The organism is Geodermatophilus sp. SYSU D00079 (assembly GCF_054050635.1).
On the sequence record NZ_JBJGZS010000014.1, the window covers coordinates 1 to 23067 of the forward strand.

22 protein-coding genes are annotated in these 23067 nt (G+C 76.5%); 5 read left to right on the forward strand and 17 right to left on the reverse strand.

The window, feature by feature from the left end; genetic code table 11:
* Nucleotides 1-1551: amidohydrolase (locus ACI79E_RS12950; protein ID WP_456932957.1), on the reverse strand; the 1551-nt coding region annotated here is incomplete at its 3' end.
* Complete coding sequence (gene kdd, locus ACI79E_RS12955; RefSeq protein WP_456932958.1) at nt 1548-2591, reverse strand: L-erythro-3,5-diaminohexanoate dehydrogenase; 1044 nt, start codon at nt 2589-2591, stop codon at nt 1548-1550. The genes kdd and ACI79E_RS12950, both read right to left, overlap by 4 nt.
* A gap of 86 nt (nt 2592-2677) precedes the next feature.
* Between kdd and ACI79E_RS12960 the strand changes: the two genes are divergently transcribed.
* Both ACI79E_RS12960 and ACI79E_RS12965 read left to right on the forward strand, forming a co-directional pair.
* Nucleotides 2678-4090, forward strand: a complete 1413-nt coding sequence (locus tag ACI79E_RS12960) for a KamA family radical SAM protein (RefSeq protein ID WP_456932959.1) — start codon at nt 2678-2680, stop codon at nt 4088-4090.
* 65 nt (nt 4091-4155) lie between these two features.
* Complete coding sequence (locus ACI79E_RS12965; protein ID WP_456932960.1) at nt 4156-4686, forward strand: GNAT family N-acetyltransferase; 531 nt, start codon at nt 4156-4158, stop codon at nt 4684-4686.
* A gap of 72 nt (nt 4687-4758) precedes the next feature.
* Here the strand turns inward: ACI79E_RS12965 and ACI79E_RS12970 are convergent, their stop codons facing one another.
* Both ACI79E_RS12970 and ACI79E_RS12975 read right to left on the reverse strand, forming a co-directional pair.
* A complete protein-coding gene (locus ACI79E_RS12970) occupies nt 4759-5631 on the reverse strand; it encodes a lysophospholipid acyltransferase family protein (RefSeq protein WP_456932961.1) in 873 nt (290 codons plus the stop codon).
* A 47-nt stretch (nt 5632-5678) separates the two neighbouring features.
* Complete coding sequence (locus ACI79E_RS12975) at nt 5679-6845, reverse strand: carboxylate-amine ligase (protein WP_456932962.1); 1167 nt, start codon at nt 6843-6845, stop codon at nt 5679-5681.
* A 242-nt stretch (nt 6846-7087) separates the two neighbouring features.
* Here ACI79E_RS12975 and ACI79E_RS12980 point away from each other — a divergent pair, with 242 nt between their 5' ends.
* Nucleotides 7088-7933 carry a hypothetical protein gene (locus ACI79E_RS12980; protein ID WP_456932963.1) on the forward strand — a complete coding sequence of 282 codons (846 nt, stop codon included), beginning with the start codon at nt 7088-7090 and terminating at the stop codon, nt 7931-7933.
* A 10-nt stretch (nt 7934-7943) separates the two neighbouring features.
* Here the strand turns inward: ACI79E_RS12980 and ACI79E_RS12985 are convergent, their stop codons facing one another.
* The 4 genes from ACI79E_RS12985 to ACI79E_RS13000 form a co-directional block, all read right to left on the reverse strand.
* Complete coding sequence (locus ACI79E_RS12985; protein ID WP_456932964.1) at nt 7944-9074, reverse strand: Rv2578c family radical SAM protein; 1131 nt, start codon at nt 9072-9074, stop codon at nt 7944-7946.
* 73 nt (nt 9075-9147) lie between these two features.
* A complete protein-coding gene (locus ACI79E_RS12990; RefSeq protein WP_456932965.1) occupies nt 9148-9525 on the reverse strand; it encodes a nuclear transport factor 2 family protein in 378 nt (125 codons plus the stop codon).
* Nucleotides 9522-10013, reverse strand: coding sequence for an Lrp/AsnC family transcriptional regulator (locus tag ACI79E_RS12995; RefSeq protein ID WP_456932966.1), 492 nt, complete (start codon nt 10011-10013; stop codon nt 9522-9524). Before ACI79E_RS12995 ends, ACI79E_RS12990 begins: the two co-directional genes overlap by 4 nt.
* Nucleotides 9988-11133 (reverse strand): M24 family metallopeptidase, encoded by a 1146-nt coding sequence (locus ACI79E_RS13000; RefSeq protein ID WP_456932967.1) that lies wholly within the window; start codon nt 11131-11133, stop codon nt 9988-9990. Before ACI79E_RS13000 ends, ACI79E_RS12995 begins: the two co-directional genes overlap by 26 nt.
* A gap of 66 nt (nt 11134-11199) precedes the next feature.
* Here ACI79E_RS13000 and ACI79E_RS13005 point away from each other — a divergent pair, with 66 nt between their 5' ends.
* Complete coding sequence (locus ACI79E_RS13005; protein WP_456933063.1) at nt 11200-12117, forward strand: 5'-3' exonuclease; 918 nt, start codon at nt 11200-11202, stop codon at nt 12115-12117.
* 40 nt (nt 12118-12157) lie between these two features.
* Here the strand turns inward: ACI79E_RS13005 and ACI79E_RS13010 are convergent, their stop codons facing one another.
* From ACI79E_RS13010 to ACI79E_RS13045, 8 genes are all read right to left on the reverse strand, one after another.
* Nucleotides 12158-12751 carry a DUF4333 domain-containing protein gene (locus ACI79E_RS13010; protein ID WP_456932968.1) on the reverse strand — a complete coding sequence of 198 codons (594 nt, stop codon included), beginning with the start codon at nt 12749-12751 and terminating at the stop codon, nt 12158-12160.
* A 98-nt stretch (nt 12752-12849) separates the two neighbouring features.
* A complete protein-coding gene (locus ACI79E_RS13015) occupies nt 12850-15696 on the reverse strand; it encodes a DEAD/DEAH box helicase (protein ID WP_456932969.1) in 2847 nt (948 codons plus the stop codon).
* A gap of 229 nt (nt 15697-15925) precedes the next feature.
* Complete coding sequence (locus tag ACI79E_RS13020) at nt 15926-16810, reverse strand: diacylglycerol kinase family protein (RefSeq protein WP_456933064.1); 885 nt, start codon at nt 16808-16810, stop codon at nt 15926-15928.
* Nucleotides 16807-17745, reverse strand: coding sequence for a twin-arginine translocase subunit TatC (gene tatC / locus ACI79E_RS13025; protein ID WP_456932970.1), 939 nt, complete (start codon nt 17743-17745; stop codon nt 16807-16809). The genes ACI79E_RS13020 and tatC overlap by 4 nt, the downstream gene beginning before the upstream one ends.
* Nucleotides 17746-17767: 22 nt before the next feature.
* Nucleotides 17768-18076 (reverse strand): Sec-independent protein translocase subunit TatA, encoded by a 309-nt coding sequence (tatA, locus tag ACI79E_RS13030; RefSeq protein ID WP_456932971.1) that lies wholly within the window; start codon nt 18074-18076, stop codon nt 17768-17770.
* A gap of 91 nt (nt 18077-18167) precedes the next feature.
* Nucleotides 18168-18362 carry a hypothetical protein gene (locus ACI79E_RS13035; protein ID WP_456932972.1) on the reverse strand — a complete coding sequence of 65 codons (195 nt, stop codon included), beginning with the start codon at nt 18360-18362 and terminating at the stop codon, nt 18168-18170.
* 10 nt (nt 18363-18372) lie between these two features.
* Complete coding sequence (locus ACI79E_RS13040; protein ID WP_456932973.1) at nt 18373-19368, reverse strand: helix-turn-helix transcriptional regulator; 996 nt, start codon at nt 19366-19368, stop codon at nt 18373-18375.
* Complete coding sequence (locus ACI79E_RS13045) at nt 19365-20345, reverse strand: helix-turn-helix transcriptional regulator (protein WP_456932974.1); 981 nt, start codon at nt 20343-20345, stop codon at nt 19365-19367. The genes ACI79E_RS13040 and ACI79E_RS13045 overlap by 4 nt, the downstream gene beginning before the upstream one ends.
* Before the next feature lie 86 nt (nt 20346-20431).
* Here ACI79E_RS13045 and ACI79E_RS13050 point away from each other — a divergent pair, with 86 nt between their 5' ends.
* Complete coding sequence (locus tag ACI79E_RS13050; RefSeq protein ID WP_456932975.1) at nt 20432-21532, forward strand: DUF3866 family protein; 1101 nt, start codon at nt 20432-20434, stop codon at nt 21530-21532.
* A gap of 143 nt (nt 21533-21675) precedes the next feature.
* Here ACI79E_RS13050 and pafA read toward each other — a convergent pair whose 3' ends face one another.
* Nucleotides 21676-23034, reverse strand: a complete 1359-nt coding sequence (gene pafA, locus ACI79E_RS13055) for a Pup--protein ligase (protein WP_456924064.1) — start codon at nt 23032-23034, stop codon at nt 21676-21678.
* Nucleotides 23035-23067: the final 33 nt, after the last annotated feature.

A 23067-nucleotide genomic window follows, 5' to 3' on the forward strand; every position in this document is an offset into this window, starting at 1 on the left:
CCCCCCCCCCCCCCCCCCCCCCCCCCCCCCCCCCCCCCCCCCCCCCCCCCCCCCCCCACCCCCCCCCCCCCCCCCCCCCCGCCCCCCCCCCCCCCCCCCCCCGCCCAGGACGGCGGAGAGGGTCTGCGCGGTCTCCCACAGCGCCAGGTGCGCCGGCGCGCCGACGGCCAGCGGGCCCTGCGGGTGCTCGGCGCGCACGGCGTGCCAGCCGCCGTGCGTGGCGGCGTCGAAGGCGTCGAACGGCCGCAGCCCCGAGGCCGGCGTGCGGTGGTCGACGGCGGCGTGCACCGCGCCCCAGGGGTCCATGGGGGTCACCGGGGCGTCGCTGCCCAGCGCCAGCGCGACGCCGGCGTCGGCCAGGTCGGCGAACGGGTTGCAGTCCCGGGCCCGCGCCGGGCCCAGCCGCTCGACGTACATGCCGGCCGGCCCGCCCCACGCCGCGTCGAAGCCGGGCTGGACGCTGGCCACCATCCCCCAGTCGGCCATCCGGTCCACCGCCGAGGGGCCGGCCATCTCCACGTGCTCCAGCCGGTGCCGGCAGGCACGCACCGCGGCGCGGCCCAGGTCGGCCACGACGGCGCCCACGGCGGTGAGCACCTGCTCGACGGCGGCGTCCCCGATGCAGTGGAAGCCGGCCTGCACCCCGGCGCGCGTGCAGGCGCGCACGTGGTGCACCAGGGACGCCGTCTCGAAGCGCAGGCTGCCGGCGGTGTCGGGCCGGTCGGCGTAGGGGGCGGTGAGGGCCGCGGTGTGGGAGCCGAACGCGCCGTCGCAGAACAGGTCGCCGCCGGCGCCGCTGAGCCCCAGCTCGCGCACCACGTCCAGGCCGCCGCGCTCGGCCAGCTCCCCCCAGTACCCCAGGACCAGCGGGCCCGGCTCCCCGGCGGCCAGGGCGAGCAGCCCGGCGAGGTCCTCGGCGCCGGAGACCTCCGGGCCGGCCATCTCGTGCAGGCTGCCGATGCCCAGCGCGGCGGCGGCCGCCCGGGTGGCGCGCTGGGCGGCGCGGCGGCCGGCGGCGTCCACCGCGCCGTAGGCCGCCTGCCGCGCGGCGTGGTGGGCGTCGAGCCGCAGCCGGCCGTCGGGGGCGAAGCCGGGCAGCGCGGCGATGCCCGGCACCCGGTCCAGCAGCGCCGTGGAGACGGTGGCGGAGTGCACGTCGACGCGGGCCAGGTAGGCCGGGCGGTCACCGACGACGGCGTCGAGGTCCGCGCGGGTCAGCCCGCGGCCCTCCGGCCAGCCCGTCTCGTCCCACCCGGTGCCCAGCAGGACCCCGTCCCGCGCTGTCCGGGCGTGGGCCGCCACGGCCGACACCGCCGCCTGCAGGCTCACGCTCGAGTGGAGGTCGAGACCGATCAGCGCGAGTCCGGTGGCGGTGGCGTGCACGTGGGCGTCGACGAACGCCGGGGTGAGCAGGGCGCCCTCCCCGGCGACCACCCGGTCGGCCGGCGCGGCGTCGGCGGCGTCGCCCAGCCAGGCCAGGCGGCCCTCCTCCACGCGCACCGCCCGCCCGGGCCGGTCGCCCACGGTCACGTCGGTGACCAGGACGCTCACCGGTGCACCCGCGGGTCGACCAGCGCCCGCACCCCCGGCGTGGACCGGTACAGGTCCAGGGCCAGGGCCGCGTGCCCCGGCGTGTAGCCGTTCCCGATCAGCATGGTCACGTCCGCCGCCATCCCCTCCGCTCCGAGCGCCGCCTGCGCGAACGACGTCGCCATGGAGAAGAAGACCACGGTGCCCCCGTCGGCCGTGGCGAGGACCGCCCCGTGCTCGGCGCCCGGCGCGTCGACGCACACCACGGTGACCTCGGCCGGGGTGGCGACCGCGGCGGCCACGGCCAGCGGGTCGGTGGCGTCGGCGACGACCACGCGGTCGGCCAGCCCCGCCGCGGTCAGGGCCGCGGCCTCCCGCGCGTCGCGGACCAAACCGGTGAGCTCGGTGGCCCCCGCCGCCCGGGCCGCGGCCAGGCTCAGGCAGCCGGACTTCCCCGCCGCCCCCAGGACGGCCACCGAGCGGGCGCCCGACTCCCGCACCACCCGCGCGGTGGCCGCCGGCGCCCCGCACACGTCGAGGACGGCGAGGGCGACGGCCTCGGGCAGGTCGTCGGGCAGGACCGCGGCGAGGGAGCGGGCGAACAGGATCGCCGTCCCCGCGGCCGGCACCTGCTCGCTGCGGCCGTCCCAGCGGGCGAGGCCGTCGGTGAGGGACAGCGGCGTGAGGGTGAGCGAGACCAGGGTGGCCACCCGGTCGCCGACGGCCAGGCCCAGCGGCGACTCCGGCCCCACCGCGTCGACCACCCCGATGAGCATGCCGCCGGACCCGGTGACCGGGTTCTGCATCTTGCCGCGTGCGGCGACGATGGCCAGCACCGCCGCCCGGACCGCGGCGCCGTCCCCGTGGCAGGACTCCGCCAGCTGCCGGAAGGACGCCGCGTCGAGGTTCAGTCGCTGTACCGCGATCCGCACCTCGTCGGGCCCGATCGCCGGGTCGGCGTCCAGCCGGGCGGCCGCCTGGGGCAGCACACCGGGGGGCTCGAGCACCCGGTGGGCACCCAGGGCCCGGGGCAGCAGTTCCGTGCGTCCTCGCGCGTCCATCGTGGAGAACCTAGCGCCTTTCCCCCGTGGAACGGGAAATCCTCCCGTATGGTCGGCACGAGAGCGGAGATCCGGGAGGCGCCACCGTGCTGGAACAGCCCTACGAGTACACCGCCCGTGCCCTCGCCGAGCCCGACTGGCGTCGGCTGCCCGGCTTCGCCGACGTGACCGCCGAGCAGTGGCGCAGCGCCCAGTGGCAGCGCGCGCACTGCGTGAAGAACGTGCGGCAGCTGTACGGCGTCTACGGCGACCTGCTCGACGAGGCCTTCTACGCCGACGTCGCCGCCGACCAGGCCGGCCGCGCCACGATGTCGCTGCTGCTGCCCCCGCAGGTGCTCACCACGATGGTGCCCGACGCCGTGCCGACCCCCGCGGCCATGCGCGCGGACCCCGTGCGCCGCTACATGCTCCCGGTCGCCTCCGACCGGCTGCCCGGCGACGCGGCCAGCCACCCCTACGCCGCCCGCGACTCCCTGCACGAGCACGAGATGTGGGCCGTCGAGGGGCTCACCCACCGCTACCCCACCAAGGTGCTCGCCGAGCTGCTGCCCACCTGCCCGCAGTACTGCGGCCACTGCACCCGGATGGACCTGGTGGGCAACTCCACCCCGACCGTCGCCAAGCTGCGCTTCGCGGCCCGGCCGGTCGACCGGCACGCCGCCATGCTCGCCTACCTGCGGGCCACCCCCGGGGTGCGCGACGTCGTCGTCTCCGGCGGGGACGTCGCCAACCTGCCCTTCCGCAGTCTCGAGGCGTTCGTCGCCGGGCTGCTGGAGATCGAGTCGGTCCGCGACATCCGGCTGGCGTCCAAGGCGCTCATGGGCCTGCCGCAGCACTGGCTGCAGGACGACGTCGTGGCCGGCATGGCCCGGCTGGCGGCCACCGCCCGGGCGCGCGGGGTGTCCCTCGCCGTGCACACGCACGTCAACGCCGCCCAGTCGGTGACCCCGCTGGTGGCCGAGGCGGCGCAGGCGCTGCTGGCGGCCGGGGTGCGCGACGTGCGCAACCAGGGCGTGCTGCTGCGCGGGGTGAACGCCTCTGCGCCGGCGCTGCTGGACCTGTGCTTCGCGCTGCTCGACGGCGCCGGCATCACCCCCTACTACTTCTACATGTGCGACATGGTGCCCAGCGCCGAGCACTGGCGGGTGTCGCTGGCCGAGGCGCAGACGCTGCAGCACGACCTCATGGGCTACCTGCCCGGCTTCGCCACGCCGCGGATCGTCTGCGACGTGCCCTACGTCGGGAAGCGCTGGGTGCACCAGGTCGCCGAGTACGACCGCGAGCGCGGCATCAGCTACTGGACGAAGAACTACCGCACCGGCATTGAGCGCGACGACGAGGACGCCCTCGACCGCCGCTACACCTACTACGACCCGATCGCGACCCTGCCGGAGAGCGGGCGGGCCTGGTGGCGGGGCCGCGGGGCGTGGGCGGACGGATGGGGCGCCGCCGCCGACCGCGCCGCCGCCGCGTCCCGGGCGGCGTCCCTGGCCGACTGAGCCGACTGAGCCGACTCCCCGTGTCCCGGGTGGCCGCCGCGGGGGCCCCGGGGTAGGCAGGGCAGATGACGGCCGAGGGCGGGGCGCTGCACACCGCCCGGCTGCGGCTGCGGCCGTGGAGCACCGCCCGCGCCGACCTCGCCCGGCTGCTGGACCTCTACGGCCGCGACGAGGTGACCCGCTGGCTGGGGGGTCCCCCGTCGGTGACACCGGTGGAGCTGGTGGCGCGCTGGGCGGCGGTGTCCGCGGCCGGGGAGCGCTCCGGGGTCTGGGCGGTCGAGGTCGCCGCCACCGGCGTCGTCGCCGGCACGCTGCTGCTCAAGCCGCTGCCCGACGGCGTCGGGGAGGTGGAGGTGGGCTGGCACCTGCACCCGGACTCCTGGGGGCACGGCTACGCCACCGAGGCCGCCCGGCTGGTCATCGACCGGGCCTTCGCCGCGGGCCTGCCGGAGGTCTACGCCGTCGTCCGGCCGGGCAACGCGCCGTCCCTGGCGGTGTGCCGCCGGCTGGGCATGGCGCCGCTGGGGCGCATGCGGCGGTGGTACGACGTCGAGCTGGAGGTGTTCCGGCTGATGGCCCCCGTGGTCGTGGACTGAAGGCCCCCTGCCCCCCACCGCGCGCCGGCTCGGTGCAGGGGCCGAGGAGGGGAACCGGCCGGGGCCGTCGCGCTAGCCGGAGGCGCGGCGGCGGGCCAGCACGGCCCGGACACGGGCCACCGGGTGCGGGCGGGGCAGCCGGGTGGCGGTGCCGCGCTCGTCGTGGTGGTCCAGGTGGGTGGCCTCCTCCGGGGTGGGCGCAGTGCCGCCGAGGTGGGCCGGCAGCCACCAGCGGTCCCCGGGGCCAGCGGGCTGCTGCGGGTAGCTGCGCTGCGCCTCGTCGACCAGCGCCTCCATCGCCGCCCGGATCCGCCGCAGCAGCTGCTGGGTCTTCTCCCCCGGCTCGGGGACCAGCGGCTCGCCCAGGACCACGGTGATCGCGACGTCCCGCTTGAGGTCCACGGGGTGGTGCTTGGTGGCCACCCGCTGGCCGCCCCACACCGCGGCGGGGATGACCGGGACACCGGCGTCGATGGCCATGCGCGCGGCGCCGGCCTTGAGCTCCTTGACCGTGAAGCTGCTGCTGATCGTCGCCTCGGGGAAGACCCCCACGACGTGGCCGTCCTTGAGCGCGCGGACCGACGCCTCGAACGCGGCGGCGCCGGCGCGGCGGTCCACCGGGATGTGCTGCATCGCCCGCATGAACGGCCCGGAGAAGCGGTGGGCGAACACCGAGGCCTTGGCCATGAACCGGACCAGGCGCCGCTGGGGCAGGGCGGCCAGCCCGAGGAAGGTGAAGTCCAGGTAGCTGACGTGGTTGCTGCAGATGATCGCCCCGCCGGTGGCCGGCACGTGCTCGGCGCCGCGCACGTCGAAGCGGAAGCGGAACAGCCGGAACACGATCAGGGCCAGCCGGATGACCGCCCGGTAGGGCCGGTCGCGCGGGTCGGGGCGGGGGCCGAAGAGGTCCCTGCGGACGACGTCGCGCCAGCTCGCGGTGTACATGGCCGGACGATAGCCGCCCCCGCGGGACCACGACCCCGGGGCCGCGGTCACCGGTGGGTGACCTCGACGGCGGCCCGCACCACCGCCGCGAGCTCGCCGGTCTGCTCGTGCACCCGCCGCTGGAAGTCGGCCCCGGTGCCGCGCTCGAGCAGGGCGGCGACGCCGTCGGTGACCCGCTGCTCGTCCCCGGCGTCGACCAGCGCCGGCCGGACGTGGTCGAGGAGCGCCCCGAGCACCGCGGCGGCCGGGGCGGGGCGGCCGGTGCCGGGGTGGACGAGGTCGGCGGTGAGGCCGGAGCGGCCGGCCCGCCAGGCGGCGACGCGGACCACCTCGCTGCGGACGGCCGGGGCGGGCACACCGGCCCGCCACTCCCGGGCGGCGGTCTCCACCAGGGCCCGGGCCAGCCCGGCGAGGGTGACGGCGTCCTCCACGCGCAGCGCGACGTCGGCGGTGCGGACCTCCACGGTGGGCCACCGCTCGGACAGGCGGGCGTCGAAGTACACCATCCCGGTGTCCACGATGGTCGCGGTGGCGACCAGGTCGGCGATGAGCCGGTGGTAGGCCGCGGCGTCGGTGAACAGCTCGTTGGGGCCCGAGGAGGGCCACCGGTTCCAGGCCTGGGAGCGGAAGCTGGCGTGCCCGCTGTCGCGGCCCAGCCAGAACGGTGAGTTGGTGGTCACGGCGGTGAGCACCGGCAGCCAGGTGCGGATGCGGTTGAGGACGGCCACCCCCTCCTCGTCGTCCTCGACCGAGACGTGCACGTGGCAGCCGCAGGTCAGCTGCTCCAGGGCGGTGAGCCCGAAGGTCTGCGCCATCTCGGTGTAGCGCTGCCCCGGCGTGGTGACCGGCTCGACCTCGACCGGGGAGCTGGCCAGCGCGGCGACCCGCGCGCCGACGGCGCGGGCGGCGGCGTCGGCCCGCCCGCGCCAGTACCGCAGGTCGGTCAGGACGTCGTCGAGGCCGGCGCAGACGCGGGTGGCGTACTCCAGCTGCTGGGCCTTCAGCTCGGGCACCAGCCCGCCCCGCGCGTCGCCGTCGTGCCCGTCGCCGGCTGCGGCATCATCGGTGCGCTCCCGGTCGGCGCGGTCGTGCTCGGGCACCGTCTCGCCCTCACCCCGACGAGCGGCCACCTCCAGCGCGGCCGGGCCCCGCGGCACCGGCCGCCCGGTGGGGTCCACGACCAGCAGCTCTTCCTCCACGCCCACGGTGCGCACCCGCCCATGATCACCAGGAGCGGGCGCCGCCGCGCGGCGAACCGTCAAGCCGACACGCCGTCGTCCGTTATGCCCAAGTGTCTTGTGGAACAACTGGCCCCTGCGGCGCCGTTGCCCTTCCTCCTCGCGCCGCACGGGCCTCGCGCGTCGCTGCTCCGGCGCCGGAGGCGCCGCCGGGGACGACGGCGGGTGCCCACGGCACAGAGGTGTTGTTATGTTGGGGATAACGGTAGGATGGCGTCATGACTGGTCCGTGGCAGTCGCCGCTGCCGTCGATGCCGGCTCCCCCCGCCGAGCGCTCCTGGCAGCGGCTGCGCCCGCCCGAGGGGTACGAGGTCCAGTGGCGCCGGCTGATCGAGGCCGCCCTCGAGCTGGGGCTGGGCCCCGACGCCCTCGCCGAGGAGGGACTGGACCCGATCGCCGCCGCCCGGGGCTGGAAACCGGCCACCGTCGCGCTCTACAGCAAGGTGGCCCGCTACGGCGGGGTGGCCCTGCCGACGGTGCGCACGCCGGAGCCGGAGCCGCCCACGCTGGAGCTGCGCCCCCTCACCCGGGTCCGCAGCGACGACCCCGAGCACCTGCGCACCGTCGCCTGGTGCGCCCTGGCGCTGAACTGGCCGGCCACCGTGGGCCAGTTCCGGGCCCTGCGCCGGGAGCAGGTCCACGCCACCGCCCGCCGCCTGGTGGTCCGCACCGACGACGGCGAGTGGTCCGTGCCCGGCGCGCTCACCGCCTGGCACGCCTGGGAGGCCCGCCGCGCCCGCTTCCCGGCCCTCGCCGACAGCCCGTGGGTGCTGCCGGCCCTGCGCCGCGGCCCCGGCCTGGCCTCGGCCGTCGGTGGCCAGCTGTCCACCCAGGCGCTGCAGGTGACCTTCGCCAAGCACGCCGTCCGCACCGCCCACCACCTGCGGCTGACCGCGCCCCCCTCACGCCGGGAGCAGGCCGAGGCGCTGGCGGTGGCCTACCTGACGCTGTCCTACGACTCCTACCGCCGGCTCGCCCTCGCGGCCGGCGCCGCCCCGGTCGCCGCCCGCGGCGCGGTCCGGGCCCAGCGCACCGTGGCCCGCTCGGCGCGGCGGGCCGACTGACCGGCGCGGATCAGAGCAGCGCCAGCTGCTCCGGTGCCGCCGGGCGCACCGCTGCGGCGCGGGCACCGGGCACCGCCGGGCCACCCGTCCCGCCCCGCGCCGGGGGCAGGCTGCCGGTCGGGAAGTCGCTGTGCTCGTCGCCCGGGATGCCGGCGGCCGGGGCACCCGCGCCGCGCGCCGCTCCCCCGCTGCGCCGGTCCAGCCCGTGCGCCGCCAGCAGCGGGGCGACCCGGCCGGCCAGCCAGCGCCGGTACTCCGGCGCCACGGCCGCCCCCCGGCGGTACAGCTGCCGGTAGCGGGGCACCAGCTGCGGGTGCTCGCGGGCCAGCCAGGCGGAGAACCACTCCCGCGCGCCCGGCCGCAGGTGCAGCGGGACGACGGTGACGCCGCTGGCGCCGGCCTCGGCGATCGCCGCGATGGTCGCCTCCAGGTCCGCCCGGCGGTCGGTGAGGCCGGGCAGCACCGGTGCGAGGAACACCCCGCAGGACAGCCCGGCGTCGGTGATGGCGCGCACCAGCTCCAGCCGGGCCCGCGGGCCGGGCACCCCGGGCTCCAGCGACTCGTGCAGCTCCTGGTCGAGGATCGCCATGGACACCCCCAGCCCGATCGGGACGTCGCGGGACGCGGCGGCCAGCAGCGGGAGGTCCCGCCGCAGCAGGGTGCCTTTCGTCAGGACGGAGAACGGCGTGCCGGACCCGGCCAGCGCCGCGATCACCCCCGGCATCAGCCGGTACCGGCCCTCGGCCCGCTGGTAGGGGTCGGTGTTGGTGCCCAGCGCCACGTGCTCCCGCCGCCACGACGGCCGCGCCAGCTCCCGGCGCAGCACCTGCGCGACGTTGGTCTTCACCACGACCTGGGAGTCGAAGTCCCGCCCGGGGTCCAGCTCCAGCCACTGGTGCGTGCCACGGGCGTAGCAATAGAGGCACGCGTGGGAGCAGCCCCGGTAGGGGTTGATCGTCCAGCGGAACGGCATGGCGGACGGACCGGGCACCTCGTTGAGCGCGCTCCTGCTGCGCACCTCGTGGAAGGTCAGCCCCGGGAACTCCGGCACCTGCACGCTGCGCAGCAGGCCCCGCAGGGTGGGCATGCCCGGCAGCGTCGCCGGGTCGGCGGCGTCGATCCGCTGCGCGTCCCATCGCATGCCGCCATCCGAACACACGTTCGAAGACGTGTCCAGGCGGGGGCCCGCCGGGTCGGTCCACGCCCCCGGTGGCCTACGGGGCCGGGGGCTGCGCGCCGGCCGGGACGACGTCCATCCGGGCCACCAGGTCGCCGCGGAAGGCGTACACGTGCCGCACGGTGGCCCGGGACAGCACGCCGCCGTCGGGTCCCCGCACCACGAGCGCGACGTCGACGGCGACCCGGCCGTCGGGCAGCTCGGTGGTGCGCAGCGGGCGCACCGACAGCGAGATCTGCGTCCACTGCCGGCGCCAGTAGTCCGCCACCGCCGCGCGCCCGACGACCCGGCCGCCCTCCCAGCCGTTGGGCCAGTCCACGTCCTCGGTCATCGCCGCCGTCACCGCCGCGACGTCGCGGGCGGCGAAGGCGGCGTACAGCCGGTCGAGCCGGTCCCCGGCACCCTCGCGGCTCACAGCGGCGGGCGGTCCTCGTAGAAGGTGGAGAGCACCACCGTCGTCCGCGTCGTGACGTTGGCCGCCGCGCGGATCTTCTGCAGCAGCGCCTCCAGGGCGTCGGGTGAGGCGACCCGCACCTTGAGGATGTAGCTCTCCACCCCGGCGACGGAGTGGCAGGCCTCGATCTCGGTCAGGTGCGCCAGGCGGGACGGGGCGTCGTCGGGCGCGGCGACGTCGATGGGCGTGATGGACACGAACGCCGTCAGCCCCCGCCCGAGCGAGGCCGCGTCGACCTTGGCGTGGTAGCCGGTGATCAGGCCGCGCTGCTCGAGCCGGCGCACCCGCTGGTGCACCGCGGACACCGACAGCCCGACCCGCTCGGCCAGCTCGGTGTAGCTGGCCCGGCCGTCGCGGGCCAGCGCGGCCAGCAGCGCCCGGTCGACGTCGGCCGAGGCGGTGGGCGGGCTCCCGCCGCCGGGCTCAGCCGCCGAGGGTGAGGAGCTCACGCGGACCCTCGTTGACGCTCACCACGCCGTCCTCGGTGCAGACGACGATGTCCTCGATGCGGGCGCCGCAGCGGCCGGGCAGATAGATGCCCGGCTCCACGGAGAAGGCCATCCCCGGCGCCAGCGGCAGGGCGTTGCCGGCCACGATGTAGGGCGCCTCGTGGGTGTCCAGGCCGATCCCGTGCCCGGTGCGGTGGATGAAGTACTCCCCCCACCCGGCCGCGGTGATCACCTCGCGCGCGGCGGCGTCGACCTGCTCGGCGCTCACCCCGGGCCGGACGGCGGCGGTGGCGGCCGCCTGCGCCTGCTGCAGGACGGCGTACCACTCGGTGACCTCGGCGCCGGGCGCGCGGCCGACGGCGTAGGTGCGGGTGCAGTCGGAGCGGTAGCCGGTGGCGGTCTCCCCGCCGATGTCCACCACCACCACGTCGCCGTTCTCGACGACCCGGTCGGACAGCTCGTGGTGCGGACTGGCGCCGTTGGGCCCGGAGCCGACGATGGTGAAGTCCACGCCGACGTGGCCCTCGGCGAGGATCGCCGCGGCGATGTCGGCGCCGACCTGCGCCTCGGTGCGCCCCACCCGCAGCCACTCCCCCATCCGGGCGTGCACCCGGTCGATGGCGGCGCCGGCGGCGGCCAGCTCGGCGACCTCGGCCGGGGTCTTGACCATCCGCAGCCGGTCGACCACCGGCGCGGCCAGCTCCAGCGCCGAACCGGGCAGCGCCCGCTGCACGCCGAGGGCGTGCTCGGCCCACGTGCGCGAGCCGACCGCGACCCGGGCCGGGGCGGTGCCGAGGCGGGCGGTGGCGGTCCCGGCCAGCAGCGCGAACGGGTCGTCGGTCTCGTCCCAGGCCAGCACGTCCAGGCCCAGGCCGCCGGCGGGGCTGGCGTCGACCATCGGCGCCTCCAGCCGGGGGACGACGAGGAACGGCTCGCCGCGCCGGGGCACCGCGAGCGCGGTGAGCCGCTCCATCGCGTGGGCGTGGTAGCCGCACAGGTAGCGCAGGTCGGAGCCGGGGGTGACCACGAGCAGGTCGATGCCGAGCTCGGCGGCCACCGCGCGGGCGGTGTGCACCCGGTCGACGGTCACCAGCGGCCCGGACGGGGAAGAGGTCGGCACGGACCGCAGACTAGCTCCGCGCACCGGAACCCCTCCCGGCCGTTACCGTCGCCGGCTGTGACGACGATGCTGCTGGACGCGGCCAGCCTCTACTTCCGGGCCTTCTACGGCGTGCCCACCAGCGTGACCTCGCCCGACGGCCGCCCGGTCAACGCCGTGCGCGGGTTCCTGGACATGACCGCCCGGCTGGTGACCACCCACGCCCCCGAGCGGCTGGTGGCCTGCTGGGACGACGACTGGCGCCCGGCCTTCCGCGTCCAGGCCCTGCCCTCCTACAAGGCGCACCGGGTCGCCCCCGAGGGGGGCGAGGAGACCCCCGAGGAGCTCGGCCCGCAGGTGCCGGTGCTGGTGGAGGTGCTCGCCGCGGCCGGCCTGGCCCGGGTGGGCGCCCCCGGCTACGAGGCCGACGACGTCATCGGCACCCTCGCCGAGCGGGCCGCGGGCCCGGTGGACGTCGTCACCGGCGACCGCGACCTGTTCCAGCTGGTGGACGACGCGCGGCGGGTGCGGGTGCTCTACACCGCCCGCGGGATCACCGACCTGGAGCTGGTCGACGAGGCGGCGGTGACCGCGAAGTACGGCATCCCGGGGCGGGCCTACGCCGACTTCGCCGTCCTGCGCGGTGACCCCAGCGACGGCCTGCCGGGCGTGGCCGGCATCGGCGCCAAGACCGCGGCCGCGCTGATCACCGAGTTCGGCGACCTGGCCGGCATCCGGGCCGCCGCGGCGCGCACCGTCGTCCCCCGGGCGCCGCTGACCGCGGCGGTCCTGAAGAAGCTGCACGCCGGGGCGGACTACCTCGACGCCGCGCCGGTGGTGGTCGCCGTGGCCCGCGACATCGACCTGCCGCCGGTCGCCGACGAGCTGCCGCGCCGGCCGGCCGACCCGGACGCGCTGGCCGCGCTGGCGGCCGCGCACGGCATCGAGTCCTCGGTGCGGCGGCTGGGCGCGGCGCTGGGCTGGCCGGCCGACGCCACGGTCTGACCAGGGCCCCACGGCGCGGGCCGGCGCGGCGGGGGCCGCCTCAGATCTCGTCCCAGGTGTACTCGGCCAGCACGACGTTGGTGATGCGGATCTCCAGGGTGACGTCCTCGCCGTCGGCGGTGGTGCCCGAGCACTCGTAGACCGCGTCGGCCTCCACGGTCATCTCCGCGGGGCAGTCGAGGTCGATCGCCACGCCGGCCCGCTCCTCGAACTGCGCCGCGACGTCGCGCTCGACCGCGGAGCGGTCCAGCACCGTGTCGCCCATCACCCGGGCGAGGACGACGGCGAGGACGAGCAGCGCCGCGAGGGTGGCCAGGCCGAGGTAGAGACGCAGCCGCGACCTGCGGGGCGCGGTCGCGCCGCCGGACGGGGGCGGCCCCCAGGGCGGCTGCTGGCCGGGCGCCGGGCCGTACTGGCCGGGCGGCGGCCCGTACGGACCGGGCGGCCCGTAGGGACCGGGGGCTGCGTACTGGCCCGGGGCGCCGTAGGGGCCCGGCGGCCCGGGGTGCCCGTACTGCCCCGGGGCGCCGTACGGGCCCGGCGGCGGCCCGTAGGGCCCCGGCTGCTGCCCGTAGGGGCCCGGCGGTGGGCCGTACGGCCCCGGCGTACCGCCGCCCTGGGGTGGGTTGGTCATCGTCGCTCCCGGTGGCGGAGGGGGCCCGGTGACGGCGCGTCACGGGCGGGGGGATTGTGCACCGCGCCGGGCGCCCGGACGGCGGTGCGGCGCGCCGGTCAGCCGCCCACCGCGACCGCCACCACACCGCGCCGCACCCGCTCCACGGCCCGCCGGGCCGTCGCGGCCACCGGATCCTCGGCGCCCTTGGCCAGCTGGTCGAGCAGGTCGATGAGCTGGCGGGCCCAGCGCACGAAGTCCCCGCCGGAGAGCTCCGTGCCGGCCTGCTCGGCGCCGGCCAGGACCCGGTCGAGGCTCTGCCCGTCGGCCCAGCGGAAGGCCGCCCAGGCGAAGCCGAGGTCCAGGTCGCGGGTGCCCGGGACGCCGTGGTCGAGCTCGACGTCCTGCAGCCGGGCCCGGATCCGCCGCATCTCGGCGATCGCGGCGGCCACCTTCCCCGCCGGCACGGCGGGCTGGCTGGGGTTGTCCCGCCGTGCCTCGAACACCAGCGTGGACACCGCCGCGGCCAGCTCGGCCGGCGTGAGGCCCCGCCACACCCCGGCGCGCAGGCACTCGGCGACCAGCAGGTCGGCCTCGGACCAGATGCGGGCCAGCCGGCGCCCGTCGTCGGTGACCACGGGGACGTCGTCGACCGCCGGCACGGCCTCGGTGTCGGCGGGCACCAGCGGGGCGACCTCGGGCACCAGGTAGCCCAGCTCCTCCAGGACGTCGCAGGTGCGGTCGAACTGCCGGGTGAGCGAGCCGGTGCGCTCGGCCATCCGGCGGTGGGTGGCCTCGGCCTCCCGGACGGCGCGCAGCCAGCGCTCGGCGGCCCGCACCCGCTCCTCCCGGTCGGGCAGCCCGTGCACCGGGTGCGCCCGCAGCGCCCGCCGCAGGTCGGCCAGCACCGGGTCGTCGGCCGCGGCCGAGCGCTGCTTGACCCGCCGCGCGCCGAGGTCGTGCTCCACGCGGGCGTTGCGCAGGGTGGCGGCGAGGTCGCGGCGGGCGTGCGGGCTGCGGTGGTTGAAGTTCTTGGGCACCCGCACCCGGGCCAGCGCGGTCACCGGCGTCGGGAAGTCCACCGAGCCGAGCCGGCCGGCCCACTTGTCCTCGGTGAGCACCAGCGGCCGGGGCTCGGCGAGGTCGGTGATGCCGGGGTCCAGGACCACGGCCAGCCCCTGCCGCCGTCCCTGGGGGACGCGGATGACGTCACCGGGGCGCAGCGCGGCCAGGGCGTCGGCGGCCTCCACCCGGCGCCGGGCCTGCGAGTCGCGGGAGAGCTCCTTCTCCCGGTCGGCGATCTGCTGGCGCACCATCGCGTACCCGCCGACGTCGCCGTGCTCGGAGTGCATCTCGGCGGCCCACCGCTCGGCGTCCTTCTCGTGCCGGGCGGCGGCGCGGGCCAGGCCCACCACGGAGCGGTCGGCCTGGAACTGGGCGAAGGAGGAGGCCAGCAGCTCCCGCGCCCGTGCCCGGCCGAACGAGCCGACCAGGTTGACGGCCATGTTGTAGCTGGGCCGGAACGACGAGCGCAGCGGATAGGTGCGGGTGCTGGCCAGCCCGGCGACCACCGAGGGGTCCATGCCCGGCGCCCAGACGACGACCGCGTGCCCCTCCACGTCGATGCCCCGGCGGCCGGCCCGGCCGGTGAGCTGGGTGTACTCCCCCGGCGTCACGTCGACGTGCGCCTCGCCGTTCCACTTGACCAGCCGCTCGAGGACGACGGTGCGGGCGGGCATGTTGATGCCCAGCGCGAGGGTCTCGGTGGCGAACACCGCCTTGACCAGGCCGCGGACGAAGCACTCCTCGACGGTCTCCTTGAACGCCGGCACCAGGCCGGCGTGGTGCGCGGCCAGCCCGGCCAGCAGGCCCTCCCGCCACTCCCAGAAGCCCAGGACGTGCAGGTCCTCCTCCGGCAGCGACCCGGTGCGCTCGTCGATGATCGCGGCGATCTCGGCGCGCTCGCGCTCGTCGGTGAGCCGCAGACCGGCCCGCAGGCACTGGTCGACGGCGGCGTCGCAGCCGTTGCGGCTGAACACGAAGGTGATCGCCGGCAGCAGGCCGGCCCGGTCGAGGCGCTCGATGACGTCGGGGCGCGCCGGCGGGCGGTACCGCGGCTTGTGCCAGTCCCGCTCCCGGCGGGAGCCGCCGTTGCCCCCGCCCCAGGTGTCGATCCGCCGCTCGTACTCCCGCACGTACCGGACCAGCTCCGGGTCCACCACGCTCGCGCCGCGGTCGCGGGTGGACAGCAGCCGCGGCGTGTCCCCCTGCTCGGCGGCGTGCGCGGCCGGGCGCAGCGAGAACAGGTCGAACACCCGGTTGCCGACCAGCATGTGCTGCCACAGCGGGATCGGCCGCACCTCGCTGACCACGACCTTCGTGTGGCCGCGCACGGTGACCAGCCAGTCGGCGAACTCCTCGGCGTTGCTCACCGTGGCCGACAGCGACACCAGGGTCACCGACTGCGGGAGGTGGATGATCACCTCCTCCCAGACCGCGCCGCGGAACCGGTCGGCCAGGTAGTGCACCTCGTCCATGACGACGTAGCCGAGGCCGGCGATCGCCGGGGACTCCGCGTAGAGCATGTTGCGCAGCACCTCGGTGGTCATCACGACCACCGGTGCGTCGCCGTTGACGGCGTTGTCCCCGGTGAGCAGGCCGACCCGGTCCTCCCCGTAGCGCTCGACCAGGTCGTTGTACTTCTGGTTGCTCAGCGCCTTGATCGGGGTGGTGTAGAACGCCTTGCGGCCCTCGGCCAGCGCCTTGTGCACGGCGAACTCGCCGACGACGGTCTTGCCGGCGCCGGTGGGCGCGCAGACCAGGACGCCGGCGCCCTCGTCGAGCGCCTCGCAGGCCTCCACCTGGAACGGGTCGAGGGAGAAGGACAACTCGGCGGTGAAGTCGGCGAGCGTCGGGTGGGCACTGCGCCGCCGGGCAGCCGCGTACCGCTCAGCGGGGCTGGACATGTCTCCACGTTAGGCGTGTCCGCTCCGGTCGGCGCGTCCGACCCTCGATGCGGCCGTGTTGGGGATAACGGTTGTTCGACGGGCGGAGCGCCCCGGTGGTGCCGGCCCCCGTCATCCGGCCGCCTCGCCGGTGCCGCGCCCGGACGGTGCCCCCGGGGGTCACGGCCCCGGCCGGTCGCCCGTGGTCCGGTGGGCCCGGGGACCCCGGCCGGTCACCGTCGGACCCGGCTCAGCGGCCGGTGCCCGCCACGGCCAGCGCGCCGGGCACGCACACGCTCGTGGCCGGCAGCGGGGTGATCGGCTCCCCGTCGGCGTAGGTGGTCAGCCCCTCCCCCGCCAGCTCCACCCGCGCGGCCCGGTGCACGCTGACCGCCGGGTGCTCGACGTGGCTGCCGGCGGTCAGTCGCGGCCGGGTGCGCACCAGCTCCCGCCGCGACACCGGCCCCACCACGGTGACGTCCAGGCGGCCGTCGGTGGGGTCGGCGGCCGGGCAGACCCGCAGCCCGCCGCCGTACCAGGCGGTGTTGCCGACGGCGACCAGCGTCACCGGCAGGGTGCGGGCCGCGCCGTCGAGCAGCAGGGTCACCTCGCGGGGCCGCAGGCGGGCCAGCTCGGCGAGGACCGCGACGTCGTAGCGGCGCGGTCCGCGCGGCCAGCGCAGCCGGTTGGCCCGGTCGGTCACCGCGGAGTCGAAGCCGCAGCACAGCACGGTGGCCCACCAGCGCCCGCCGGTGCGCCCGGCGTCGAGGGTGCGCACCGCGCCGGCCCGCAGGTCCTCGGCGGCCGCCCGCGCGGCGGCCACCGGATCGGCCGGCGTCCCGAGGGCGAGGGCGAGGTCGTTGCCGGTCCCGGCCGGGACGACGGCCAGCGGGGTGCCGGTGCCCGCGACGGCCTGCAGCCCGGCGTGCGCCGCGCCGTCCCCGCCGACGGCCACCACCGCGGCGGCCCCGGCGGTGACCGCCGCGGCCGCCTGCGCCTCGGCGTCGGCGCGGGTGGTGGCCGGCAGCACCCGCGGGTCCAGCCCGGCGGTGCGCAGGGCGGCGAGCACCGGGCCGACTGCCCGGCGGGCCCGGCCCCGGCCCGCGGCCGGGCTGAGCAGGACCGCGACGCTCAGCGGGACGAGCGGACCGTCGGGCCCTCGACCGGCTGGTCGTCCTCCCGGCGCAGGTCGTCGATCGGCGTGGGCGCGGCGTCGAGGGGTGAGGCCTCGTCGTCGGACAGACCGTGGAAGTGCTCGACGGCCGCGCGCTTGGCCCGGCGGCGGTCGACGATGCGGGCGATCTGGATGGCCAGCTCGAACAGCACGATCATCGGCCCGGCCATGGCCAGCATCGTGAACGGGTCCTGGGTGGGGGTGACGAAGGCGGCGAAGACGATGGTGAGGAAGAAGATCCACCGCCGGGACCTCTTCAGCGCCTGGTAGCTGAGGACGCCGACCAGGTTCAGCGCCACCGCCACCAGCGGCACCTCGAAGGACAGCCCGAACGCGACCAGCAGGCTGATCACGAAACCCAGGTAGAGCTCGGCGGTCAGCTGGAAGGCCACCTCGTCACCGGCCAGGGTGAGCAGCAGCTCCAGGCCCTTGCGCAGGGTGATGTAGGCCAGCACCGAGCCGAGGGCGAACAGCGTGGTCGAGGCGGCCACGAAGCCGACGGTGTAGCGCTTCTCGTTGCGCTTGAGGCCGGGAGTGACGAACGCCCACAGCTGGTAGAGCCAGAACGGCGAGGAGAGCACCGCGCCGGCGATGAACGCGATCTTCAGCCGCAGCAGCACGCCGCCGAAGACGTCGAGGACCACCAGCCGGCAGTCGCCGTCCTGCTGCAGCCGCAGCTCCCCGGGCAGCGCGCAGTAGGGCTCGGTGAGGAAGGACAGCAGCCCGTGGTCGTACCAGAGGAACCCGACGACCGTCCCCAGCCCGAGGAACAGCAGCGCCTTGGCGACGCGGTTGCGCAGCTCGGTGAGGTGCGCGATGAGCGTCATCGTCGCCGCCGCGTCACGCGGCGGGCGGCGTCGCCGCAGGCGGGACCGTCGCAGGCCGTCGTCGCTCATCGTGGTGCCGGTGCGGGAGGGGTCAGCGGGTGCTGTCGCTGCGCCGGGCGGCGCGGGCGCGCAGCTCGGCGGCCCGGGCCTCCGCGGCCAGCGCCTCGGCCTCGAGGGCGGCGGCGTCCGGACCGGCCGGCGGCAGCACCTCACCGCGGACGGCGGTGGTGGCGGCGTCCTTGGTGCGGACGTCGTCGTCCTTCATGCCCTTCATCTCGCCCTTGAAAATGCGCAGCGAGCGCCCGAGCGAACGCGAGGCGTCCGGCAGCTTCTTGTAGCCGAAGAGCAGCAGGATGGCCAGGATGATCAGGCCGATCTCCAGGGGGCCGAGTCCGGCCATGACGGTCCTCCAGGGGTGGGGTGGGCGTCTTCGATGCTACGTGGCCGGACCGGGTGTGCATCCCCCGCAACCGGGGGGTCGCAGGGTGAGATCAGGGTGAACGCTGGGTGTCGGCGGCCCGCGCGGCGCTCGCCTGCACCTGGGCGAGGACGGGGCGCACCTCCTGCTGCAGGGCCTCCAGCTCGCGGCGCAGCCGGTTGGCCGCACCCAGCAGGCCGTACAGCAGCGCGCCCAGGACCACGACGGCGAGGACGGCGACGGCGATCCAGACCACCAGCAGCAGCACGGCGCCGACCCTAGTCCCCGGCCCCGGGCGGCCGCGGCGGCTGCACCCCGTAGCGCTCCAGCGCCGCGCGGGCGTCGGCGGCGACGGCCGCGGCCAGCCCGGCGGGCTCCTCGACGGTCGCCGCGCCGCCCAGCGAGGCGACCAGCCGCCGCGCCCAGGCGACGTCGGCGGTGCGGACGGCGACGGCGAGACCGCCGGGCGGGTCGTCGACCTCGCGGACGTCCTCCACCGCGTAGTACTCGGCCACCCAGCGGGCGGTGCGGGCCAGCCGCAGCCGCACCACCGGCGCGTCCGGCCCGGGCTGGTAGATGCCGGCGTCGACGTCGCGCAGGTGCACCCCCTCGGGCGGGGCCGCGGGCTCGTCGAGGACGACGACGTCGTCGACCCGGTCCAGGCGGAACAGCCGCAGCCCCTCGGCGCGGCGGCACCAGGCCTCCAGGTACCACCGGCCGTCGACCAGCAGCAGCCGCAGCGGGTCGACGGTGCGCTCGGTGCGCTCGTCCCGGGTGGGCACGTAGTAGTGCAGGTGCAGCGCCCGCTTGCGCTCCAGCCCGTCGCGGACGACGGCGAGTGCCTGCTCGCGGGCGTCCACCGACAGCGCCACCGGCGTGACCCGCTCCCCGGCGTGCCCCGCGGCGGCCGACACCTTCGCCAGCGCGCGGCTGACCGCCTCCCGCTCGGCCAGGCCGGGCAGCTCCAGCAGCGTGCGCAGCGCCACCACCAGGGCGACCGCCTCGTCGGTGGTCAGCCGCAGCGGGCGGACCATGCCCGCGGTGAAGGTGACCCGCACCCGGTCCCCCTCGAAGGCCAGGTCGATGAGGTCCCCGGGGCCGTAGCCGGGCAGGCCGCACATCCACAGCAGCTCGAGGTCGCGGCGCAGCTGCCGCTCGGGGACGCCGAAGTCGCGGGCCACCTCGGCCAGCGGCACCCCCTCGGGGCGGGCGGTCAGGTAGGGCACCAGCGCGAGCAGCCGGGTCATGCGCTCGGTGGTGGTGGGCGCGGTCATGCCATCGCCGCCAGCCGGGTCAGCCGCTCGACCACCGCGTCGCGCACCGCGGCCGGCGCCTCGACCACGACGTCGGGACCGTAGGCGGCCAGCTCGTCGGCCAGCCGCGCCGGATCGGTGGTGCGCACCTGCAGGCGGTCCTCGACCTGACCGTCGCCGGCGTCGGCCGGGCCCAGCGGCACGGCGTGCCGGCGCAGCCCGATCGCCGTCCCCGGCCGGGCCCGCACCACCACCAGCTGCTCCTCCCCGGTGGACTGGCCGGCCACCATGGCGGCGAGGTCGACGTCCTCCGGCGGTTCGAAGGCACCGGCCGGGCCGGTGGCCCGGGGCAGGCCGACGACGCGGGACAGGCGGAACACGCGGGGCGCCTGCCGGTCGAGGTCCAGCCCGCCCAGGTACCAGCGGCCGTGCCAGGCCACCACGCCCCACGGCTGAACGTGCCGGCGGGTGGGCGCGTCCTCGTCGGGACGGCGGTAGTCGAACTCGATCACCCGCCGGTCGCGGGCCGCGACGTAGCAGGGTTCGAAGGCCGGCTCGTCGGAGTCCAGGCGGGGCCGCAGCGGGATCGAGCGGCCGCTGTCGACGTCCACGCCCGCGGCCTTGAGCTTCACCAGGGCGCTCTGCGCGGCCCCGGCCAGCTGCGCGGACTCCCACAGCCGCAGCGCCAGGCCGACCGCGGCGGCCTCCTCCCCGGTGAGCGTGATCTCGGGCAGCTCGTAGTCGGCGCGGGCGATCCGGTAGCCGTCCTCGGTGTCGAAGACGCTGGTGCGGCCGGTCTCCAGCGGCACGCCCATCTCGCGCAGCTCGGCCTTGTCCCGCTCGAACATCCGCTTGAACGCCTCGTCGGCGCGGGCGGTGCCGTCGTCGGGCTCGTACCCGGGCACCGTGGCCCGGATCCGCGCCGCCGTCACGTACTGCCGGGTGCCGAGCAGGGCGATGACCAGGTTCACCAGCCGTTCTGCCCGCTTCGCCGCCACGCGCCCAGGCTAGTCACCGCGGCGCCGGGTGGGGTGGGCCGACCAGCAGCACGGCGCCCCGCGAGGGGCCTGGTTAGCCTGCCCGCGTGGGGGAAGCGACGTCGATGCAGCAGCGGATCCGGTGGCGGCGTGGGACGGTGACCGCCCTGGGGCGGTCCTGGCGGGACGCCCAGGAGCTCACCGTGCAGGTCCCGGACGACGGTGAGGTGCGGGCGCTGGCGCACCCGTCGCTGGTGGGCCTGCCCGAGGTGGGCGACACGGTGCTGCTCAACACCACCGCCTGGGCGCAGCGCCTGGGCACCGGCGGGTACGCCCTCGTCGTCGCCGTCCCCGACCGGCTGCCGCCGGACCCGGAGGGGCCCGGGCACCTGGTCAAGGCCCGGTACACACCGCTGCAGGTGACCGTGCGGGGCGTCGACGAGCAGGACACCGACTCCCACGACACCATCGCCGAGGCCGAGGACCTCGCCGGCATGCCGGTCGTCGTCGCCGACCTGCACTCGGCGCTGCCCGCGGCGCTCATCGGGGTGCTGGCCACCGACCCCGACCTGCGGGTCGCCTACGTGATGACCGACGGCGGGGCGCTGGTCGCGGGTTTCTCCCGCACCCTGTCGGCGCTGGCGCCGTCCCTGGCCGGCGTGGTGACGGTGGGCCAGGCGTTCGGTGGCGACGTGGAGGCGGTCACCCTGCACACCGGGCTGCTGGCGGCCCGGCACGTGCTGGGCGCCGACGTGGCGATCGTGACCCAGGGGCCGGGCAACCTCGGCACCGGGACGCCGTGGGGCTTCTCGGGGGTGGCCGCCGGTGAGGCGTGCAACGCGGTGTCGGTGCTGGGCGGGCAGCCGGTCGGGGCGCTGCGGATCTCCGACGCCGACCCGCGCCCGCGCCACCGCGGCGTCTCCCACCACTCGCTGACCGCGTTCGGCCGGGTGGCGCTGGCCGGGGTCACGCTGGTGGCGCCGCGCGGGCTCGGGTCGGAGCTGGGCGGGCAGGTCGAGGAGGACCTCGCCGGTCAGCCCGAGCGCAACCCGGTGGTGTGGATGGACGTGGACGGCCTGGAGGAGGCGCTGGGGCTCTCCCCCGTGCCCCTGTCGACGATGGGCCGCGGCTACCCCGAGGAGCGGGCGTACTTCCTCGCCGCGGCCGCCGCGGGCCGCTACGCCGCCCTGCGGGTGCCGCTCGACTGATCGGCGACCCACCGGTCGACACCGCGGCCCGGCGCCGCCGCCCACCCGCGAGGAGCGCTGCCGGCACTTCCGCCGGGAGGCCGGCGGCCGCCCGACGTCGGCGCGCGCTCCTCGCGGGCCGGCCACGGCCGGGCCCGCCGGGCTCACATGGACGCGATGAGCTTGTCGACGCGCTCGTCGACGGCCTTGAACGGGTCCTTGCACAGCACGGTGCGCTGCGCCTGGTCGTTGAGCTTGAGGTGCACCCAGTCGACGGTGAAGTCGCGGCGCTTCTCCTGCGCCTTGCGGATGAACTCCCCGCGCAGCCGGGCGCGGGTGGTCTGCGGCGGCACGTTCTTGGCCTCGAACACCCGTGGCTCGTGGGCCACCCGGTCGACCTGGTTGTTGCGCTCCAGCAGGTAGTACAGGCCCCGCTTGCGGCTGATGTCGTGGTAGGCGAGGTCCATCTGGGCGATCCGCGGGTGCGACAGCGGGAGGTCCCGCTTGGCCCGGTACCGCTCGATCATCGTGTACTTGGTCGCCCAGTCGATCTCGCGGTCGATCAGCGACAGGTCACCGGAGTCCACGGCCTTGAGCACCCGCCCCCACAGCTCCAGCATCTGCCGGTGGACCGGGCCGAAGCCCTCCCGGTCGACGAACTCCGCGGCCCGGCTGTGGTACTCGGCCTGGATCTCCAGCGCCGACATCTCCCGGCCGTTGGCCAGGCGCACCTTGCGCCGTCCGGTCATGTCGTGGCTGATCTCCCGGATGGCGCGGATCGGGTTCTCCAGCGCCATGTCCTTGATCGGGACGCCGGCCTCGATCATCCGCAGCACGAGGTCGGTGACGGCCACCTTCAGCAGGGTCGTCGTCTCGTTCATGTTGGAGTCGCCGACGATGACGTGCAGCCGCCGGTAGCGCTCGGCGTCGGCGTGCGGCTCGTCGCGGGTGTTGATGATCGGCCGGGACCGGGTCGTGGCGCTGGAGACGCCCTCCCAGATGTGCTCGGCGCGCTGGCTCACGCAGTAGATCGCCCCGCGCGGGGTCTGCAGCACCTTGCCCGCGCCGACGACGATCTGCCGGCTGACCAGGAACGGGATCAGCACGTCGGCCAGCCGGCTGAACTCCCCGTGCCGGCCCACGAGGTAGTTCTCGTGGCAGCCGTAGCTGTTGCCGGCCGAGTCGGTGTTGTTCTTGAACAGGTAGATGTCGCCGGTGACGCCCTCCTCGGCCAGCCGCTGCTCGGCGTCGACCAGCAGGCCCTCGAGGATCCGCTCCCCGGCCTTGTCGTGGACGACGAGCTCGGTGAGGTCGTCGCACTCCGCGGTGGCGTACTCGGGGTGGCTGCCCACGTCGAGGTAGAGCCGGGAGCCGTTGCGCAGGAACACGTTGGAGCTGCGCCCCCACGACACCACGCGGCGGAACAGGTAGCGGGCGACCTCGTCCGGGGACAGCCGACGCTGCCCGCGGAAGGTGCACGTGACGCCGTACTCGGTCTCGATCCCGAAGATCCGTCGTTCCACGATCCGACTCTAGGCGCCGGAACCGACACTGGC

What these genes read in the sequence shown, in the direction of transcription:
- ACI79E_RS13010 (WP_456932968.1), bottom strand. Translation starts at nt 12,751, where the DNA reads ATGACCAACCCACCCCAGGGCGGCGGTACGCCGGGGCCGTACGGCCCA.
- ACI79E_RS13015 (WP_456932969.1), bottom strand. Translation starts at nt 15,696, where the DNA reads ATGTCCAGCCCCGCTGAGCGGTACGCGGCTGCCCGGCGGCGCAGTGCC.
- ACI79E_RS12970 (WP_456932961.1), bottom strand. Translation starts at nt 5,631, where the DNA reads ATGTACACCGCGAGCTGGCGCGACGTCGTCCGCAGGGACCTCTTCGGC.
- ACI79E_RS12980 (WP_456932963.1), top strand. Translation starts at nt 7,088, where the DNA reads ATGACTGGTCCGTGGCAGTCGCCGCTGCCGTCGATGCCGGCTCCCCCC.
- ACI79E_RS12965 (WP_456932960.1), top strand. Translation starts at nt 4,156, where the DNA reads ATGACGGCCGAGGGCGGGGCGCTGCACACCGCCCGGCTGCGGCTGCGG.
- kdd (WP_456932958.1), bottom strand. Translation starts at nt 2,591, where the DNA reads ATGGACGCGCGAGGACGCACGGAACTGCTGCCCCGGGCCCTGGGTGCC.
- ACI79E_RS13040 (WP_456932973.1), bottom strand. Translation starts at nt 19,368, where the DNA reads ATGACCGCGCCCACCACCACCGAGCGCATGACCCGGCTGCTCGCGCTG.
- ACI79E_RS13005 (WP_456933063.1), top strand. Translation starts at nt 11,200, where the DNA reads ATGCTGCTGGACGCGGCCAGCCTCTACTTCCGGGCCTTCTACGGCGTG.
- tatA (WP_456932971.1), bottom strand. Translation starts at nt 18,076, where the DNA reads ATGGCCGGACTCGGCCCCCTGGAGATCGGCCTGATCATCCTGGCCATC.
- ACI79E_RS12985 (WP_456932964.1), bottom strand. Translation starts at nt 9,074, where the DNA reads ATGCGATGGGACGCGCAGCGGATCGACGCCGCCGACCCGGCGACGCTG.
- tatC (WP_456932970.1), bottom strand. Translation starts at nt 17,745, where the DNA reads ATGAGCGACGACGGCCTGCGACGGTCCCGCCTGCGGCGACGCCGCCCG.